The sequence below is a fragment of the Streptomyces inhibens genome, assembly GCF_003389455.1.
GTDB lineage: Bacteria > Actinomycetota > Actinomycetes > Streptomycetales > Streptomycetaceae > Streptomyces > Streptomyces inhibens.
On sequence record NZ_QUAC01000245.1, the window covers coordinates 24486 to 41637 of the forward strand.

Genomic DNA, 17152 nt, shown 5'->3' on the forward strand with positions numbered 1-17152 from the left:
GCTGGCCCTGTGCCTCGTGATGGCCGGCCTCTTCGTCCCCGGAGCCGCCGCGGCCCCGGCCGCGCACCCTGCGGTGGCCGGGGCGCACCCGGCAGCGGCATGGACCGCTCCGCTGTCCACCAGGGGCCGCTACATCGTCGACGCCGACGGCAGACGCTTCCGGCTGAAGTCCGGCAACTGGGACGGCGCTCAGGGCTCCTGGAACGGCTCGGGCGACATCAATGACCCGGCCGGTCACCACGCCGGCCAGAACTCCCACGGCATCCCGATCGGCCTCGACCGGGTCGGGATCGCCACGCTGCTGGCCGACTTCCGTGCCCTGGGCCTCAACAGCATCCGGCTGCCGTTCTCCAACGAGATGATCCACGCCACGGCCCCGGTGCCCGATGCCGCGGTCGCCGCCAACCCCCGGCTGCGCGGCATGACACCGCTGCAGATCTTCGACGCCGTGGTGGCGGAGCTCACCGCGGGCGGCTTCGCCGTCATCCTCAACAACCACACGAACACCACCCGATGGTGCTGCGGCATCGACGGCAACGAGCGCTGGAACAGCGCCCAGACCACCCGGCAGTGGGCCGACGACTGGGTCTTCATGGCCCGCCGCTACAAGGACAACGGCCGAGTGGTGGGAGCGGACCTCTACAACGAAGTACGCCGCGACATCCTGGACGACCCCAACTGGGGCCTGGGTGACGGGCACGACTGGCAGGCCGCCGCCCAGGAGGCCGCGGATCGCATCCTGACCGAGGCCAACCCCCGTCTCCTCGTCATCATCGAGGGCATCAACTGGACCGGTGTGCCGGTGGACGGCCTGCCGCACGGCCGCCCCACCCTCACCCCGGTCCGTACGCTCTCGCACACCCTCGTCGTCTCCGGGAAGCTCGTCTACTCGGCCCACTTCTACGGCTACACCGGGCCGCACCACAGCGGCGCCACCGGGATCGGGGAGACCAGCGACCCCCGCTACCAGGACCTGTCGGCCGACCAGTTGCGCGCCGTCCTGTACGACCAGGCCTTCTTCGTCGCCGCCGAGACCGGACAGCACTTCACCGCACCCCTGTGGATCAGCGAGTTCGGCGTCGGTTCCGACGAGTCGGGCGCGGCTAGCCGTGCCTGGTTCGCCAACCTGACGGACCATCTCGCCGCCACCGACACGGACTTCGCCTACTGGCCGCTCGTCGGCTGGAGCACCGACGCCCAGGGCCGCCCGGCAGGGGACAGCTGGGCATTGCTGAGGTACGACAACTCGGGACACCGCACCGGAGTGCTGGACGGCGGGGACTGGCGCACGACGGCCTGGCGCAAGCTGACGACGGCCCCGCAGAGGACGGGCCCCGTGCCACCCGCCCCGGCCTGGCACATGCTCACCCTCGACCACCGCGACTTCGTCCAGTCCCTGAGCGCACGGGACCTGGGCGACTGGGACGAGGGCGCCCGCAAAGCGGCCTGTCCCGACGGCGAACGGTTGATCGGCATCAGCCACACCCAGGGCCGCGGTCTGTGCACCGACGCCCCCACCGCCGGCGATCCGCGCCGCCCGGGCAGCCGCCCCGAGGTCGTACGCGACGAGCGCCATGTCCCCGCGGGCGGCGACTGGGCACCCGGATACCGCAAACTCCAGTGCCCCGAAGACTACTTCCTCACCGGATACAGTCTGCGCGGCACGACGGTCTCCGCCGCACTGTGCGCCCCCGCCCGCACGCAGCTCGGCACCGCAGGCCGGACCGTATGGTTCGATCGCGGCGACAGCCGCCCGCCCGGCGACCCGGGCGGCGACTTCGCCCACGGCCACTTCAAAGGCCAGTGCCCGTCCGACGCATACGCGGCAGGCATCGCGTCCACGAGCAGCCTCGGGCACCTGGGCCGCCCCGACGCCCTTCTCTGCCGGCCCCTGGCACGGAGCGCTGCCGACGTACCCGGACGGTGAGTATCCGGACTCATGTCGGCCGAGGCGCGCCCGGACACTCAATCGTGCGGAAGTGCCTGGCGTCGTTGGGAGTGGCCACGACACTGGTTGCTAGTGTCATGGTCTTGACTCCTGCCGCGAATGCGGCGGAGCGGAACTATGAGGTCGTCGTCTGTGACATCGACGGCTACTACAGCACCGCAAACGTCGGCGGGTACAACCAGAACAACCAGTATGTGCACACGCCGAACCTCTCGCTCGGCGCGAAATGCGGGCACCAGCCTCATTGGTGGTTCAAGCCGAACCGGACTGTGGAGATCAACGTCAAGGACGGTGTCACGGGAGATTGGGCCCGGCACTTCAGGGAACTGTCGGCCGCCTGTCCGGTGAAGGCACGTCTCAGAGGATTGGCAACATCCCCTGACACCTGCATGCCCTGAACGATCGGCTGTCCAGGGCCCGCACCATCTCGGTGGTACACCAACCCCATGGTGCGGGTGGCCTTGCGCTTACGGCTGTACCACCAGTCAAGCTGGGGCGTGGACGAGGTCCCACTTCGCGGCGGCACCGACGCCGAGGCACGATCCGCACACGGCTGGCCACGTTCCGCCCCACCGCCCGGACGATCCATCGCCTCTTTGTCTGAATCATCCGGACCACTGCGAGCAGTGGCCGTCGCCGGTCGAGTCGCCTCCGTCTGCGCTCGGATCCGGGGCGCCTCCTGCGAGGCATCATCGATCGGATACCCGGCATCGACCAGCATCCGCACCGCAGTCTCCAAGGAGATCGCCCCATCCCCGTACGCCTGGACCCCCTCGTCAAGCACCGCCGCACGGTCCGTCGGCGTGTGCGGTGCCCACGCCAGCCGCGCGCCGACAGCGACTCTCCAGCACTTCGAGATCTCGGGGTTGGCGGACGAGCCGGTCGAGGTCGTAGAAGATCACGCCGTCGATGACGCCGTTGGCCAGGTCGGCGAGGAGTTGGCGAATTCGGGGCGCAGGACGATCGGAGTCGATGGCTCCGATACCGGGCACTTTCCGGCGAACTCAGGGGCTGGGTGGTGTCGTGGATCCGCTGTACGTTCCGCGGCCGCCACCCCGGGTACTGATCACCATGCGCACTGACTTTGATCCCGCTGTCATGTCCCGCAACGACTTCTACCGGCTGCTGACCGCCACGGTGGTGCCGCGGCCCATCGCCTGGGTGTCCACCACCTCGGCGGACGGCACGCACAATCTCCCACCTGCGAAGTTCTGAGGAAAGTGGTACGGGGGATGGGACGTTAGCCCAGGTCAGGGAGCTCCGGCAATGGCTGGCGTCGGAGTTGAAGCGCTGGCACCGGTCTTGACTTGGACGCGGGCTCCTTTTCTTTGCCTCGTCCCGAGACCGGCCTGCCCACGAGCCAGTGGGGCGCAAATGGGGCGCCGGTTGTGGTCGGCTGCGCAGTCGTTCGCTCATGTCAGAGCATTGCCGGAGGGTGTGAAAGGTGCCCGAGGTCTGGTCGGCCTCGCTCTTGGGCGGCCATGAGTCGGTCGACCGCAGAGGTGTCCGTTGTTGCGGACAGGTAGGCAACGCTGGGCCTTCGAGTGTGTCAAGCCGGCACGTGGACGCTCCTGCGGCTACCTCCTTCGGTGAGGAGCTCACCAGCAGGTTCTTGGTCTGCTGGTGGTACAGCCGCCGCATGGGAGCTGACCTGCAGAAATGGCGGTCCTCCAGTGATCGGGCGCGATGCTGGGCCGTGAATGGTCCGGATCTTGGCCGTGGGGGATGGACGCCACGACCGGGCCAAGGGGGAGTGGAGGTTCGCCGGCAGGCGGCCATGGAGGACTACAAAGGGGCCGTCAGTAAGCTGACGGCCCCTCATGAACGATCGAGGTGAGGAGCTCTAAGTTGAGGGCTGTGCATCGTCACCCCTCACATGAGCAATGCTATCGACAGCAACCGACAGGCCAGGCTGACGAACAGATGTGAGTGCCTTGAGGTTTTTGGTGTGATCTGTCAGAGGCTCGGCGTCATGCCATTCGTGGCCCTGTCCGGCGGTGGCTGGCTCGTTTTCCCTCAGTCGTGTGGGGTCTGCCTGGGGCGGGGTGTATGACCTGAAGGCGGCGTCGCCCTCAGAGAGCATGTTCGTCCTGCGCGAGCGCACTTCGCTGTCAGTCCCGTAAGCGACGCTCACCGCGCGCTGCGGTTGGATCACCTGACGCTCCGTCTCCGACCCATACGCCACACCCCGGTCCAGCTGCGGGCAGTGCCGCAACCCGAAGTGTCCGCAGTCGCTCTTCTCCTTCCGCAGAGTTTCCAACTCCGCGCGCGGTGGGGCTGGTTCAGGCTCCTCGAACCAGTTGACTTCGTCCGCCAGTACCGCGCAGCGTCGGGCGGCGCGTTCGATGCGGCCCTGTCGGCGGCCTCGTGGCGCAGTGGCAGGCGTTCGTGTCACAAGTCACACCCAGTTAAGTCCTGGTGTGCCGCCGGGCGGAAGGTTAACGATGGGAAACTGTCAACAACTCGAACAACCTGAACCATTGAGGGGCAGAACGTGAAGGTGACAATTTCGCCGCGCTTCTCCGAAGTCGACGTGCTCGGCCATGTCACAAACTCCGCAGTGCCGGTCTGGTTCGAGCATGGTCGGTTGCCGATTTTCCGACTGTTCAGCAAAGAAGCGAACATGCGCGATCTCGCGCTCATTCTGCGCCGGTACGAGATCGACTTCACCCGACAGATCTTCGCGTCCGACGACGTCGTCATCGAGACGAAGGTAGCGAAGATCGGCAACACCTCGATCGCTATCGAGCAGATCGCCACGCAGAATGGCGCCGAGGTCGCCCGCGGCACTTGCATCATGGTCCACTTCGACTACGAAAGGGAAACCACCACCAGCATCCCGGACCACCTGCGAGCCGAACTGAGCACGCTGTAGCACCAGAACCACATAGCCAGCTGAGATTGGACTATTGCCTTGAGCGTTTCGCGCAACCCGTTGGTCGACCTTGACTCGGCCGAGTTCCTTGACAATTTTCAGCGCAATATCGACGAGTTCGACAGCGCCCGACTGCCGCAGGAGCCGCTGTCCAGGGAAAGCCTGCGGAAGCTGGTCGAGTTAGGTATCTACTTACCGGCCATCCCGCGCGAGTACGGCGGCCGGGAAAGCCACCGGGAGATGTGTGAGGTCATTGAAATCATGTCCGAGCGCAACCTGCCGCTGGGCATGTACACGATGATCGTAACTGTCCTCTTCCTCCGCAACGTGGCGGCCAGCGGTGATGACGCGCTGAAAGAAGAGGTTTTCGACGACTTCGTCAACAACCCCGTCATCGGCGGTCTCGCCTTCACTGAACCGAGCAGCGGTTCGAACCTCGCGCGCATGCAGACCACGTACCACGACGATGGTGACACGTACCGGATCACCGGAACCAAGCATTGGCAGGCGTTCAGTGAGCAGGCGGACTGGTGGATCATCTGCGCCAAGCATCCAGAGCGCAAGGAGTTCGCCTACTTCGCCCACAAACGATCAGACGGCGGATTCGCGACCACCGAGGTCTACGACAGCCTGGGGCTGAAGAACCTCGGATACGGACTGAATACCCTGGACCTGCGCGTGCCCCGCCACTACAGGCTCACCAAGAACAGGGAGCACCTGGGCGACGCCGCCGAGATCCTGTGCGCGTCCCGGTTCAGCAAAGCCGCCATGGCCAGCGGTTTCCTGCGCCGGTTGAACACAGAGGCCGTGCGTCAGGTCAGCACAAGGAAGATCGGTGACGGCACGCTGCACGACATCGACTACGTGCGGTACAAAGTCAATCGCATCAAGCAGAACTACGTTGTGTGCAACGCGCTGTATCGGCAGCTGATGCTGGCGGAGAACTACTACACAGACCTGGAAAACAGCATGTTCGCCTCACTGGCGACCAAGGTGCTGGCTTCCGAACTTATGCTGGAATCGGCTATCGACTACCAGCAATTGTGCGGTGGGGAAGGGTACCGGATGGGCGCGCCGGACAACATTGCCGCCTACGCCCTGCTCGACGCGCGCGTCTACACCGTTTTTGACGGAACAAATGACCTGCTGTGCCAGCATCTGGCGAATCTGTTCCTGCGTCAGTTTCAGCAGTCCGGGCTTCGATCGCCGCTGGAGTTCATCGGCCGGTTCGCGTATCTGGAAGATGCGTTCCTCCACCTCACCGACATCAACCTCAGCCACATCGTCGACGCGCCGTCCCAGGACAAAATCGTGATCCTGGGACGCATCCTGTCCAGAATATATGGAATCAGTACGCTACAGAAATCGTCCCGATCGGCCACGCCCAGCACGCGGCTTGCCGTGGACGATGCCGACTACCCAAAGGCGATCGCGGTCCTGAAGAACGAGATCGTCTCCCTGGTCAACGAGTGCGAGTTGGCCGGCCGACTCGCCGGCACGCAGGCAGCATCGGATGCGATTCGTCCGCACGCCGCCATGATTACGGCCGACTCAAAGGTTGGCATGCACTAATGGCCGGCGAGAACCAGAACCTCAAGGTTTCGCTCACCGCGTTGGTGTTCGTCATCATCTACGGATCAGGTTTTGTGGGCGGTCGATATGGCCTGCCCTATGTGGAGCCTTTCTACTACCTGGCCATCCGGTTCGGCGCGACCGCAGTTATCTTGTTCGCCCTGATCGTGTGCTTAAGGGTTGGCTGGCCACGCTCGGGCTATGTCCCCCTCATCCTCAGCGGCATCCTGCTACAGGGTGTGTTCTCCGCCGGGGTGTTCTACGCGCTCTACCTCGGCATGACCCCCGCGGTCTCCGCGCTGATCATCGCGCTGCAACCAATTCTGGTGTGGCTGATGGTCTCCGTCGTGACCGCGAGAAAGGTCCGGCTGCTGTCAGTGCTGGCCCTGATCGGCGGGGTGGTCGGTGTCGCCATCACGGTGTACCGGGGCCTGGAGTCGTCATCCGGGCTCACTCCGACCAACATAGCCTTTGGTTTCCTTGGCTTGGCAGGACTGTCCACCGGGCAGTTCTACTACCAGATGAAGAACCCCGGCGCGCACCTGTTGATCAATGGATTCGTTCAGTCTGGCTCGTCGGCCGTCGTCATGCTCGTCGGCGCACTGATCTTCGAGAGGGGCGTCATCCGGTGGACACCGGAGCTGCTGCTGTCGGAGCTGTGGATGTCGGTCGGCGTGTCGATCGGTGCGCTCAGCTTGCTGTTCATCTTGATGCGTTCGGAGAGCGCGGACCGGGTGGCGTCGTACTTCTACGGTGTACCGATCGCCGCGGGGCTGATCGCCTGGCCCGTACTGGGCCAGCGCCCGACCGTGTCGGAGATCATCGGGTTCGCGGTCATCGTGATCTCGATCATCATCTTCAACCGCAGCAGCAGACCACCCCGCGCCAAACACGCACCCGCGGTGCCGGTCGACAACTCCGTGCCGGCGACAGACCGCCCCTGAGCAGGGGCGGGGACTGGCGCGGTGGCCGACGCCGTTTCCGGTCCCCGCCGCTTCAAGTGAAGTGACCTGCCGTTGGCTGCCCGTTGTACGGCTGGCGATTGCCCGGGCGGGGCGTCTTGGTTCCGGAGGTGCGCGTTGCCATTACAGCAACAATAGTTGTAGTCCCGGGCGCGGTGGTCGCAGCCTGATGCTCGACCAAAGGCTGTCGGCAACAATGAGGAGGCCACAGGATGACCACCCACGAAGGCGTCGGATCCGCACTGAGCGCAGACGGCAACGGGCCGCTGGGCAACCGCGTCCACCACGTTCGAGCTGGCGAGTTGGATGGGCATGCCGCCATCAGTGGCGGCACAGTCGGCTCGAAGAAGCTCTGGATGGGCCTGGTAGAGAATGCGCCGTTGAGTGCAACGGACAACCACCATCACGGCGAGTCCGAGGCGGGGATCTACGTGGTCAGCGGTCACCCCGTGTTCGTCTTCCACGACGGCATACAGGAGGTACGGATCTCCGCCGATCCTGGCGACTTCCTGCTTGTCCCCTCGTTCGTCCCGCATCGCGAGGAGAATCCCGACCCGAACGAGCCCGTGGTCGTCGTGATCGCACGGACCACGCAAGAGCCGATCAAGGTCTCCGTGCCCGAGCTGTACCAAGTCAAGGAGACAGGCGCGCGGTAGGAACGAAGACGTGGACAGATTGATCGGGTGAAGCACCCGCGCCCCGCTCCAGACGCTCCGGTCGAACTCCCACCGTGTGGATGATCGGTGCTGGCTCCACCGTCACTCACGGAGGAGCCAGACGCAGCGACCCCGGAAGTGCGACCCGTGCGACCGGGGTCACGCGAACTCCCCGCCGGAGACCGTACAGCCCCGGGCGGGCTGCCGTGCCCCATCCCGCCTGGAGATCATTTACGGGACAGCCCTGAAGAACCCACTGTCATAGGGCTCCGTCAGTCGCACACCTAGCACCCAGGTTACCGAGTCCCGACAAAGCACCGCCAACCAAGATCAGATGCTCTCCGGGTCAGTGGGTTGTCGTAACGTATGAACCCCGCCCGATTGAGCCCCTCACGGATCGCGTCTCAGGGGTCAGCGCCTCTCGTGCGGACGGGTACCGGCTTGCCCCGTGGCCGTCAGAGCCGCCGCGAGTCCGTTCAACCGCAGGCGGGTGGCGCCGCGCAGGTGGGGGAAGTCGTGGTCGGGCTCCGCGGAAGGGGTGAGGAAGGCTGCTTGCTCGGTCCACCTCAGGTGGGTGCTGTCGGCCTCCGGATGCAGTTCGATGGTCACCAGCGAGGTCCAGCGCGGCACGTCGTCCACCCGGGACGTGTACGCGTACACGATCCTCGACCCCGAGGTGATGTCGAGGTATCGGGATGCGTATGCGAGCCGTTCCGGCGGTGCGTCCGGGACCGTGAAGACACTGGACGCTGTCTCGCCGCCGTTCAGGGTGAAGTCGTGGCGGTACGACACCTGGTGGCCCGGCAGCTTGAACCACCGGCGCCGGACCGGAGTGTCGGCAAAGGCCTCGAACACCGCGCTCGGCGGCGCGGCCAGATGGAATCCGACCGTGAAGGTGTCGTGCCGCACCCCTGGGACCGCGCTGCTGTCCTGCTCGTCAGCGGCTGCGTCTGCGGCACTGGTTCCGACGGCGTTGGTGGCCATCTTTTCCTCACATGGAATCGTGGCGGATCGGGCGAGCGCCCATTAGTTACTATCCGTATGTAACGGGGTGCGGCCACCGCGATCAAGGTCTGGCGCTCACGCACTTTCAGGTCAGCTACGCACTCGAAGGGAACCGACACATGGATTCCGCACTGCGCTCCCAGCTGGCGGCCGCCGGGGTCACCCCGGAGTGCGCGTCGACCATCGAACTCGTGCGAGACGTGCTCGCCCGCGTCGGAGACAAGTGGACCGTCCTGGTCATCACCACGCTCGCCGACGGACCGCTGCGCTTCACGACCCTGCACGAGCGGATCGCCGGGGTGTCCCAGAGGATGCTGAGCCAGACGCTCCGCTCCTTGACCCGCGACGGACTGCTCACGAGGACGGCCTACGCCGAAGTACCGCCTCGCGTCGAATACGCCCTCACCCCTCTGGGGCGATCGCTCAGCGACACCGTCACGCACGTGGTGCGCTGGGTGCAGGCACACCAGATCGAGATCGTCCGTAACCGTGAGGTGTTCGACGGAGCTGGTTCCGCGGCGCCGTGAAGCAACGGGCAACGCCGCCGCGCTCTCCGCTCGCTGGGCTCGCGGTGGCATGCGTCGGCACGGCAGCTCGCACTGCCAGGTGTCGGGTGCCCGCCCTGAGTAAGGATCAGGGGGTGAAAGGCCCCTGTAGGATCCGCCGGCCCGCCTTCTCGTCGCCGTCCCAGACGAACACCCCGCCGTCGAGCGGCATCCGCCCCCACAGCAGAAGCAGCAACGATTCCGCGGGCGCGGCCAGCGCGGCCACCGGTGCACCGGGGCCGTACTCCCACGATGCGCCGGTGTCGGTGGCTTCCAGGCGCAGGGCAGCCGTGGGCGGCTGTGTGCGTCCGCGGGCGATCTGCCGGGGCGCCATCGTGTCGAAGACCTCGGCCACCCCCTCGCCCGCGAGTCCGGCGTCGAGCGGTACTCGGGACACCCAACGCGAGTTCGGCGTCCCAGCGGTGGACGAGTGCCTCCATGCAGCGGCGCCGCTGCCAGAAGCCGACGGTGTGCGGCGGGTGGAACGTCCAGGCGGGAGCGGATGGATCGGTGTCCAGTGCCTCGTACAGCGTCTGCGACGCGTCGTCGAACCATCGCACCAGAGCAGCTCGCTCGCGCGGCGCCGCAGGGGGTTGGTAGCCACCGCGCTTCCGGGTGACTGCGGCGGCCGCCGAGAGGTTCGAACTGCCCACATGCTCCGCCAGATTCAGCAGTGTCCAGTCGCCGCAGTGCTCGGCCTGTGCGGTGAGATCCCCCTCGAGACAGTCCCGGAAACCGTCCAGTTCACGGCGCAGGTGGCGGAGAAGCGAAGAGGGTTCCATGCGGCGAAGCTATCCGACACGGCGGGAGCCTGGCACCAGCCCTTGCCGCTGCGGACGCCGGTGGGGTGCCGAGGTCCGTGGCGCATCCGCGCGGTCTGCGCGTTGCCCGAAGGTCTGTGGAACAACGCGTTCAGGACGGTTCGGTCCGGCCTTGGAAGACGACGGTGAGGAGCCCGGGAAAGCACGCTTCGAGAGCGTCCGCGCGCAAGGTGAGGTAGTTTCTGCGGCCTTCGTGGCGGAGGCGGATGATGCCGCTCTCGCGCAGGACTCGCCAATGGTGGGTGAGGGTGGATTTCGGCGCGCCCGTCTCGATCGCACCGCAGTAGGTCTCTTCTCCCGACGCGAGTGCGCGGACGATCTTCATCCGCACCGGGTGCCCGAGTGCGGCCAACACGTCCTCGAGCTTGATCTGTTCGCGGGTCGGGTGCAGGAGAGTGGGCACGGTCCGAGGCTACGGCATATCCGTATATCCGTACATCGGCCGTTCGCGTGCGCTGCAACTGGCCGCTGTGCACCGGGAGTTCGGCCTCGACTATTGTACGGTTCTGCCGTACAAACGTACTCGTTCCCGGGGGTCGTATGCCTGGCGCAGTGTCCGAAGCCGAGCTGGCACGTTCGCTGGAGGGCGGGTTCGTCAGCCGCCACGCCGAGATCGGCGGGGTCCGCCTGCATTACGTGGAAGGCGGCAACGGCGATCCGCTGATGCTGTTGGGGGATGGCCACAGACGTGGTGGCAGTTCCACAAGATCATGCCCGCACTCGCCGAGCACTTCCGGGTCGTCGCCGTCGACCTGCGCGGCATGGGCGGCTCGGGCAAACCCGCCGGCGGGTACGACAAGAAAGCCATGGCCGCGGACATCCGCGGCCTGGTCGGCCACCTCGGACACGACGCCGTGCACATCGCGGGGCACGACATCGGGGGCATGGTCGCGTACGCGTTCGCCGCCAACTACCCTGAAATGACGCGCCGTGTCGCATTGTTGGACATCGCGCCGCCAGACGACCGGTTCTTCGGCTACTCCCTGCTGCCGGTACCCGGGCGCCATCAAGTCGACGGCGACATCCACGCCGGCCCCGGCCGGTTCCTGTGGTGGTTCGCCTTCAACCAGGTCCCCGACCTGCCCGAACGTGTACGCCCGCGCCTACTCCAGCGATGAGGCGATCCGCGCCGGCAACGCCTGGTACCGGGCCCTTGCCCAGGACATCGCCGACGGGAAGACGTACGCTCCCCTGACCGCTCCGGTCCTGGCCCTCGGCGGTGGCGAAGGCACCCGCGCCATCCTGGAACCGGTCCTCGCATCCCGGACCACCGACCTCGAAATCGTCGAGGTCCCCGGCAGCGGCCACTACATCCCCGAGGAACAACCCGAAGCAGTCGTCGGCCACTTCGTCCGCTTCTTCCGCGACCGGCCACACGACGTCGCACTGGGCGGCGCCGTCAGCCGCTGACTGCCGCGCGGCGGCGGTTCACGATCAGCAACCGCGCTGCACCCCGGCGGCACCTGCTATCAGCTTCCTTCAGGTTCCTTCGGACGTACGCGGGCCGGCGCTGTGGTCCCGCACGCCGTCACCGAGGACGAGTCGCAGAGCCGCTTCGGCAACGCGTTGGAGCTGGACGCACGGGACGCCGGAGGCGGCTTGGACGGCGATGCCGTCGGTGATCGTGTGCAACAGCGGAGCCGGGGTTGCCGGTTCGGCTCCGGCGGGCAGGTCGTCCAACTGCTCCAGGCGTCTGCGCAGTGCGGCCACGGCGGCTTTGCGTACGGCGGTCGCGTTCCGCCGGGCGCGCTCGGCACCCGGACCGCAGGCGTGGACGCCTTTGACGGTGAGGCATCCACGAGAGGTGCCGTCACCCGCGGTGAGTTCGACGCTGCCGAGGATCAGGCGCTCGGCAAGTTCGCCGAATGTCGGCGCGGCCAGCGCCACCTCGGCGAAAGCTGCCGGTCCGCGCAGGTAGCGGCCGAGAACTTTGGCGAACAGGTCCTCCTTATTGCCGAAGGCGGCGTACATGCTGGGCTTGTTGATGCCCATCTCGCCGGTAAGGTCCGCCGGCGACGCGCCCTCGTAGCCGTGGCGCCAGAACACGTCCAGCGCGCGGTCGAGTGCTGCGTCGACGTCGAACGCGCGCGGTCGGCCACCGGGCGGCGCCGGGGAGCGTCTGCGCAACGGCACTCCGGGGCACGTACTGCTCCACGGGACACTGGCCGACGGGGCGACCGTGTCCGTGGCTGTCCACGGCGGCAACCGACGGAACGAGTCGGCTTTTTCCTCAAACTCGGTGCGAACGAGGGACGTTGACTGCCGTGCCGCGCCGTCCCGGCATGTACATGCACTGGACCGACTGGAACATCACCGTGAACGGCGAGCCCGTTGCCGTGCCGGCGGCGTACCGCACGGTCCCCGATGCGGTGCCATCGGGCCCGGCCGTCAGGATCGCGGCACTGCACCGCGACTTCGCCCAGGCCCTCACCGAGGATCGGCCTGCCCGCCCCGACTTCAACGAGGCCGCCAGGTATCACCGCCTCCTTGCCGTCATCGAACGCTCCGCAGCGAACGGCGCGCAGGAGATGACCGTCGTCAGGCTTTGAGGCGCTCGCCAAGTGTGCTGCCGGCGGTCGAACGGGTGCACCGGCAGGCGAGACGGCCACTGTCGGCGACGGGCCCTCTCGCCGTCGCGGGTCAGCTCCACGTCATGTTGATCTCACGGCCGAAGTTGAGGTAGCCGGCGCGCTGGAACGCGTTCGCCATGGGGACGTTGCCCAGGTCCGTGGACGCGCGAACGCGAGGGACATTCTGCTGGGCGAGCACGCGGGTCCCTTCGGAGAGGAGGTCGTCGACGTACCGGTTACCGCGGTGCTCGGGGAGCACGGCGATGTAGGCGATGATCGCGTGGTAGCCGTTGTGCGCCGGGACAACGAATCCCACTGGGGCCGCGTTGGGCAAAACGGCGACGCGCCACCAGTCCTTGGGGCTTGTGTAGCGCGCGAGTTCGTCCTCGTAGTGTCTGGTCGCCGCGGCGTCGGCAGACATCCGGTCGAGGTCGTGGCGACTGTGTGCGTCCAGCGTCCCGTCCAGGACCCGGGTCATGAGGGCCGGCAGTTCGGATGGGTTGCGAGGTGTCCGGAAGGCCAGGCGTCCGCTCGGTTCGGGGCCCGGCGTTCCCGGACGCCATTCCAGGCGCAGCCGCTCGACGAACAGTCTGGCGCCGGTGCGCTCAAGGATCGCCATACGGTCCTCGACGATGCCTCTGGAGGAAGCGCCGTCGCGCCAGTCCGGTGGAATGAGGCGGCTGTATTCGGGCGGAGTTGATCCCCCGGGGAGGGTGGCCGACATGGCAGTGCGCAGAAGCCGGACACCGATCTCCACGCGGTCAGGGACCGGCAGGCTGTCGTCGACGTCCAAGACGTCCAGGCTGGCCGGGGTGTCGCCTCCCGGCCGGCTCCACCAGGCCGCCCTGGCCAGCAGTCGGTCACCCAGCAGCGCCATCCACATCCATTCCGGCCGTCGGCGTCCTTGGTCGAGGTCGTCTGCCAGTTCCTCGTTGAGGGTGTACGGCAGCTGGCAGAAGAGGCCGAGCTCTTCGCGTCCGGTGATCGGGCGCATGGTCAGGTTGTTCGGTTCCACGGTCGAGGCATGCTCCAGAGGAGGGCGCTCGTCCGTTCCGGGGTCGGACGGGTCTGCGCCCTGGAAGGAGACAAGCGCGGTGGTCGTGGGGATCATCAGCTTAATCATCAGCTTGGAGAGCATCTGATCTTGGTTAGCGACCCTTTGTCGGGACTCGGTGACCTGGGTGCCAGACCGCGTCGGCGCGGTCACTCGCTCCGTCTGACCGACGCCCAGCTCGTCCGGCAGTACATCGGCTGAGGTCGACGCTGACATGGGTTCAGCCCACCGGCTCGAGCTCGGGTGAGGACGACGGCGCGCCGGCCCATCGGTGCAGGGCGGCTTCGAGGCCGGCGATGTCGGCGGTGTCGGCGGTGTCGGAGGCCCAGGCGACCACCCCGTCCGGGCGTACCAACATCCCGGTTGGCGTCGCGTGGTCGTCGGTCACGCTGCTCACTCGCCCGGCCCAGGCCGCGGCGAGGTGGGCGAACGCGCCGTCCGGAGTGCGGTCGAGCAGCAGGAACCCGCCGCCGTGACCGTGGTCGACCAGACGGGAGCCGTCCCTCAGCCAAAGGTCGGGGACGAACCGGCCGACCAGCGGATGGTCGCCGGGCAGGCCGATGCGCTGCGTGACGCCGGAGATCTTCTTGACCGCGTGGGTCGTGCCCGCCCAAGTGCTCAGCAAATCGGCGACGACCTCCCGCAGTGCGGCCGACTTGGCGTCCCCGCGCATCACCCGGATCTGGGCCCGCGTCCAGTCCAGCACCCAGGCGCCAAGGGGACGACGCTCGGCGTCGTAGGTGTCGAGCAGCCCTTCGGGCACCCACCCGGCGACCACGGCACCGAGCTTCCAACCGAGGTTCATCGCGTCACCGACCCCGAGATTGAGCCCCTGACCGCCGAACGGCGAGTGCACATGCGCGGCGTCGCCGGCCAGCAGCACCCGGCCCGACCAATAGGTAGCGGCCTGGCGGGCGTTGTCGCTCCAGCGGGTCGCGCGGCCGCGCAGCGCGGTCAGCGTGACGTCGGTGCCCGAGACCCGGCGCAGACTGGTCTGCACCTCCTCGAGGGTCACCGGCGCCATGGGGGTCCCCCCCCGCGCGAGCGAAGCCGAGCGTGGGGGAGGTCGGCGAGAGCGCCGTCGAACTCCACGGTGACCACCCGCCCGGGCTGTGGCCCGTAGCGGTACGCCCCCCGGCTCGACCACGCCCATCCGTTCGCGAGCTTCTCCGGGTCGGCGATGTCGACGACCGCCAGGTGTCCGGTGAGTTCGGGGTCGGTGCCGGGGAAGTCGATGCCCGCGAGGCGGCGCACGGCGCTGTGCCCGCCGTCGCACCCGACCAGCCACCCGGTGCGCACTGTGCCGGCAGTAGTGCCGACGAGCACGCCGTCGCCGGTGTCTTCGAGCGCGGTGACCTCCACCCCGCGAAGCACCGGTACGCGGAGTCGCGCGACATGGTCGGCCAGCAGCTGCTCCAGCTCACGCTGTGGCACCATCCTCGCTCCGTCGGCCGCGGTGTGCGCGGCGAGGTCGGGATCGGTGAACCCGAGGGAGCGGCGCGCGGCGCGCCACCAGCCGCCGAACCCCGAGGCCGAAGCCGCCCCCAGGCCGCGGCGCCGCAAGGTCCCTCTCACCGTGGAACAGGTCATCGACACCGCGCTGGGCGTCATCGCCACAGAGGAGTACGAGGCACTGACCATGCGCCGACTGGCCGGCGCGCTCGACACCGGACCCGCCTCGCTCTACGCCCACGTGGTCAACAAGGCCGACCTCGACGAGCTGCTCATCGGGCGGCTGTGTGCCGAGCTCGTACTACCCGAGTCCGACCCCGCGGCCTGGCGGGAGCAGATCCGCGGCGTGTGCACCCAGATACGCGACCAGTACCTGAAATACCCCGGAATCTCTCGCGCCGCGCTCGCCATGGCCCCCACTGACCTCGAGACCCTGCGCGTCAGCGAAGGAATGCTGGCGATCCTGCTCGCCGGCGGCGTCGCCCCGCAGGCCGCCGCCTGGGCTATCGACGCCCTCTTGCTGTACGTGGCCGCCTACTGCCTTGAGGCATCGATCGTGCGCCAGCGATCAGCACATGATGACGCCGCTTGGGTCGTCGACCGCGGCGAATTGCTACGCCGGTTCACCGCCCAGCCTGCCGAGACCTTCCCCCACACCACCCGCCACGCCGCCGAGCTCACCGCCGGCGAGGGCCATGACCGGTTCGACTTCACCCTCGCCCTGATGATCGACGGCCTCGCACACCGCTGGCCCGACGTTGCCCTCTCACCTCGCTTCCTGTGGCAGATGCTTTCTCCCTTCCGGAAGCACCTGTTGCGTTACGTCGTCGAGTTGGACGTCATGCAGTCCAGGCTGGAGGGCCGCACGTCGCTGGACGGATACACCGTCGACTACAGCACCGGCTTCCGGAAGGTGGACCACGACGACCTTCAGGTGCGGTTGGCTCACGACGATCTTCCCGCCCTGGCGCGGAAGTTCTTCGGCCTCCCCAAGTTCCGGGACCTGGCCGCTGATCGGTTCCCGATCGTCTTCGTGGACGAGTACCAGGACACGCCCGCCGGCCTGGTGGAGGCCATGCTGGGCACACCGGTCTGGGGGAGGGTGGGCCGGGCGGTCACGTCGTGGGCGGCCCAGAGCCGGGCGAACTCCGTGCTGCCGGCGAGAAGTTCCTTGACCAGGCTGGTCACCTCCGGGTCGTTGGGGTAGCGAGCTGCGGTGGCGCGCAGGTGCTGGGCCGAGGTCCGGGCGAACTCGTCCGCGTCCGAGACGCCGTACAGCCGTCGGCCGTGCCGGTACGGGCCGAGGAAGGTGCGTCGGACGAGGTTTCGGTCCCGGCGCGACAGGGCGGAGAAGTCCTCCATCAGGGCAGCGGTCAGGTCGTTCCAGGCAATGACCTCGTACGTCGCCGACATCACGATCGCTGCAGCCTCCGGCAGCCGGTGCAGCAGGTCGACGATGCTCTGCCGTACCTCCCGCGAAGGCCCGGGTGGCGGCGCGGGCGGGCACCGGCGAGGTGGTGGAGGTGGTCGAGCTCGGCGTCCGACAGGCGCAGCGCGCGGGCGAGTTGGGCCAGCACCTCACGGGAGGGATGTGGGGCGCGGGCCTGCTCTAAGAACTCCTAACGCAATGACTTCAGGCGCCGCCAGCAGATGAGTGCGCATCCCAGGGTGAGAAAGGCTTCGTGGATGTCG

18 protein-coding genes and 4 pseudogenes are annotated in these 17152 nt (G+C 67.4%); 12 read left to right on the top strand and 10 right to left on the bottom strand.

What is annotated here, in order from left to right:
• The first annotated feature begins 19 nt into the window (after nucleotides 1-19).
• Together DY245_RS31780 and DY245_RS31785 are read left to right on the top strand one after the other, a co-directional pair.
• Entirely contained in the window at nucleotides 20-1927 is a 1908-nt protein-coding gene (locus tag DY245_RS31780; RefSeq protein ID WP_128510673.1) for a glycoside hydrolase family 5 protein, read from the top strand.
• A 71-nt stretch (nucleotides 1928-1998) separates the two neighbouring features.
• A complete protein-coding gene (locus DY245_RS31785; protein WP_128510660.1) occupies nucleotides 1999-2346 on the top strand; it encodes a hypothetical protein in 348 nt (115 codons plus the stop codon).
• 378 nt (nucleotides 2347-2724) lie between these two features.
• Here the strand turns inward: DY245_RS31785 and DY245_RS47995 are convergent, their stop codons facing one another.
• Nucleotides 2725-2940, bottom strand: a complete 216-nt coding sequence (locus DY245_RS47995; protein WP_128510661.1) for a recombinase family protein — start codon at nucleotides 2938-2940, stop codon at nucleotides 2725-2727.
• A 79-nt stretch (nucleotides 2941-3019) separates the two neighbouring features.
• Here DY245_RS47995 and DY245_RS31795 point away from each other — a divergent pair.
• The 5 genes and pseudogenes from DY245_RS31795 to DY245_RS31815 form a co-directional block, all read left to right on the top strand.
• Nucleotides 3020-3160: pseudogene (locus DY245_RS31795) on the top strand (flavin reductase family protein); the annotation flags it as partial.
• A 1282-nt stretch (nucleotides 3161-4442) separates the two neighbouring features.
• Nucleotides 4443-4823, top strand: a complete 381-nt coding sequence (locus DY245_RS31800) for an acyl-CoA thioesterase (RefSeq protein WP_128510662.1) — start codon at nucleotides 4443-4445, stop codon at nucleotides 4821-4823.
• A 39-nt stretch (nucleotides 4824-4862) separates the two neighbouring features.
• Nucleotides 4863-6395 (top strand): acyl-CoA dehydrogenase family protein, encoded by a 1533-nt coding sequence (locus DY245_RS31805; RefSeq protein ID WP_128510663.1) that lies wholly within the window; start codon nucleotides 4863-4865, stop codon nucleotides 6393-6395.
• Nucleotides 6395-7339 (top strand): DMT family transporter, encoded by a 945-nt coding sequence (locus DY245_RS31810; protein WP_128510664.1) that lies wholly within the window; start codon nucleotides 6395-6397, stop codon nucleotides 7337-7339. The genes DY245_RS31805 and DY245_RS31810 overlap by 1 nt, the downstream gene beginning before the upstream one ends.
• A gap of 230 nt (nucleotides 7340-7569) precedes the next feature.
• Nucleotides 7570-8013 carry a cupin domain-containing protein gene (locus DY245_RS31815; protein ID WP_128510665.1) on the top strand — a complete coding sequence of 148 codons (444 nt, stop codon included), beginning with the start codon at nucleotides 7570-7572 and terminating at the stop codon, nucleotides 8011-8013.
• 411 nt (nucleotides 8014-8424) lie between these two features.
• Here the strand turns inward: DY245_RS31815 and DY245_RS31820 are convergent, their stop codons facing one another.
• Nucleotides 8425-8997, bottom strand: a complete 573-nt coding sequence (locus DY245_RS31820) for an SRPBCC domain-containing protein (protein ID WP_128510666.1) — start codon at nucleotides 8995-8997, stop codon at nucleotides 8425-8427.
• Nucleotides 8998-9137: 140 nt separating this feature from the next.
• On the opposite strand from DY245_RS31820, the gene DY245_RS31825 reads away from it, so the two are divergent.
• The gene (locus DY245_RS31825) at nucleotides 9138-9545 is read left to right on the top strand and encodes a winged helix-turn-helix transcriptional regulator (RefSeq protein WP_128510667.1); all 408 of its coding nucleotides are present in this window, start codon (nucleotides 9138-9140) and stop codon (nucleotides 9543-9545) included.
• A gap of 106 nt (nucleotides 9546-9651) precedes the next feature.
• On the opposite strand, the gene DY245_RS47055 is transcribed toward DY245_RS31825, so the two are convergent.
• The 3 genes and pseudogenes from DY245_RS47055 to DY245_RS31835 form a co-directional block, all read right to left on the bottom strand.
• Nucleotides 9652-9960, bottom strand: a complete 309-nt coding sequence (locus DY245_RS47055; protein ID WP_244943395.1) for a hypothetical protein — start codon at nucleotides 9958-9960, stop codon at nucleotides 9652-9654.
• Nucleotides 9961-10033: 73 nt separating this feature from the next.
• Nucleotides 10034-10345: pseudogene (locus DY245_RS47060) on the bottom strand (maleylpyruvate isomerase N-terminal domain-containing protein); the annotation flags it as partial.
• Nucleotides 10346-10475: 130 nt separating this feature from the next.
• On the bottom strand, nucleotides 10476-10787 hold the full coding sequence (locus DY245_RS31835; protein ID WP_128510668.1) for an ArsR/SmtB family transcription factor: 312 nt from the start codon (nucleotides 10785-10787) through the stop codon (nucleotides 10476-10478).
• Between the two features lie 307 nt (nucleotides 10788-11094).
• Here DY245_RS31835 and DY245_RS47065 point away from each other — a divergent pair, with 307 nt between their 5' ends.
• Both DY245_RS47065 and DY245_RS47070 read left to right on the top strand, forming a co-directional pair.
• Entirely contained in the window at nucleotides 11095-11502 is a 408-nt protein-coding gene (locus DY245_RS47065) for an alpha/beta fold hydrolase (RefSeq protein ID WP_244943396.1), read from the top strand.
• On the top strand, nucleotides 11474-11794 hold the full coding sequence (locus DY245_RS47070; protein WP_244943397.1) for an alpha/beta fold hydrolase: 321 nt from the start codon (nucleotides 11474-11476) through the stop codon (nucleotides 11792-11794). The genes DY245_RS47065 and DY245_RS47070 overlap by 29 nt, the downstream gene beginning before the upstream one ends.
• A gap of 69 nt (nucleotides 11795-11863) precedes the next feature.
• On the opposite strand, the gene DY245_RS31845 is transcribed toward DY245_RS47070, so the two are convergent.
• Nucleotides 11864-12517: a TetR/AcrR family transcriptional regulator gene (locus DY245_RS31845; RefSeq protein ID WP_128510669.1), complete on the bottom strand. Its 654-nt coding sequence runs from the start codon at nucleotides 12515-12517 to the stop codon at nucleotides 11864-11866.
• Nucleotides 12518-12648: 131 nt separating this feature from the next.
• Between DY245_RS31845 and DY245_RS31850 the strand changes: the two genes are divergently transcribed.
• Nucleotides 12649-12933, top strand: coding sequence for a hypothetical protein (locus tag DY245_RS31850; RefSeq protein ID WP_128510670.1), 285 nt, complete (start codon nucleotides 12649-12651; stop codon nucleotides 12931-12933).
• Nucleotides 12934-13024: 91 nt separating this feature from the next.
• On the opposite strand, the gene DY245_RS31855 is transcribed toward DY245_RS31850, so the two are convergent.
• The 3 genes from DY245_RS31855 to DY245_RS47655 all read right to left on the bottom strand — a co-directional run bounded on the left by DY245_RS31855 (nucleotide 13025) and on the right by DY245_RS47655 (nucleotide 15583).
• Nucleotides 13025-13948 carry a GNAT family N-acetyltransferase gene (locus DY245_RS31855; protein ID WP_128510674.1) on the bottom strand — a complete coding sequence of 308 codons (924 nt, stop codon included), beginning with the start codon at nucleotides 13946-13948 and terminating at the stop codon, nucleotides 13025-13027.
• A 280-nt stretch (nucleotides 13949-14228) separates the two neighbouring features.
• On the bottom strand, nucleotides 14229-15023 hold the full coding sequence (locus DY245_RS47650; RefSeq protein ID WP_280525017.1) for an FAD-dependent monooxygenase: 795 nt from the start codon (nucleotides 15021-15023) through the stop codon (nucleotides 14229-14231).
• Complete coding sequence (locus tag DY245_RS47655) at nucleotides 15020-15583, bottom strand: FAD-dependent monooxygenase (RefSeq protein WP_280525018.1); 564 nt, start codon at nucleotides 15581-15583, stop codon at nucleotides 15020-15022. The genes DY245_RS47650 and DY245_RS47655 overlap by 4 nt, the downstream gene beginning before the upstream one ends.
• Between DY245_RS47655 and DY245_RS31865 the strand changes: the two are divergent.
• Nucleotides 15489-16199: pseudogene (locus DY245_RS31865) on the top strand (TetR/AcrR family transcriptional regulator C-terminal domain-containing protein); the annotation flags it as partial. The gene DY245_RS47655 and the pseudogene DY245_RS31865 sit on opposite strands and share 95 nt — an antisense overlap.
• A gap of 350 nt (nucleotides 16200-16549) precedes the next feature.
• On the opposite strand, the pseudogene DY245_RS31870 reads toward DY245_RS31865, so the two are convergent.
• A pseudogene (locus DY245_RS31870) lies at nucleotides 16550-17073 on the bottom strand (MmyB family transcriptional regulator); the annotation flags it as partial.
• Between the last annotated feature and the right edge of the window lie 79 nt (nucleotides 17074-17152).

Coding starts and splice junctions, on each gene's coding strand:
- DY245_RS31780 (WP_128510673.1), top strand. CDS start 20: ATGGCCGGCCTCTTCGTCCCCGGAGCCGCCGCGGCCCCGGCCGCGCAC.
- DY245_RS31810 (WP_128510664.1), top strand. CDS start 6,395: ATGGCCGGCGAGAACCAGAACCTCAAGGTTTCGCTCACCGCGTTGGTG.
- DY245_RS31815 (WP_128510665.1), top strand. CDS start 7,570: ATGACCACCCACGAAGGCGTCGGATCCGCACTGAGCGCAGACGGCAAC.
- DY245_RS31820 (WP_128510666.1), bottom strand. CDS start 8,997: ATGGCCACCAACGCCGTCGGAACCAGTGCCGCAGACGCAGCCGCTGAC.
- DY245_RS31825 (WP_128510667.1), top strand. CDS start 9,138: ATGGATTCCGCACTGCGCTCCCAGCTGGCGGCCGCCGGGGTCACCCCG.
- DY245_RS47065 (WP_244943396.1), top strand. CDS start 11,095: ATGCCCGCACTCGCCGAGCACTTCCGGGTCGTCGCCGTCGACCTGCGC.
- DY245_RS31855 (WP_128510674.1), bottom strand. CDS start 13,948: ATGCGCCCGATCACCGGACGCGAAGAGCTCGGCCTCTTCTGCCAGCTG.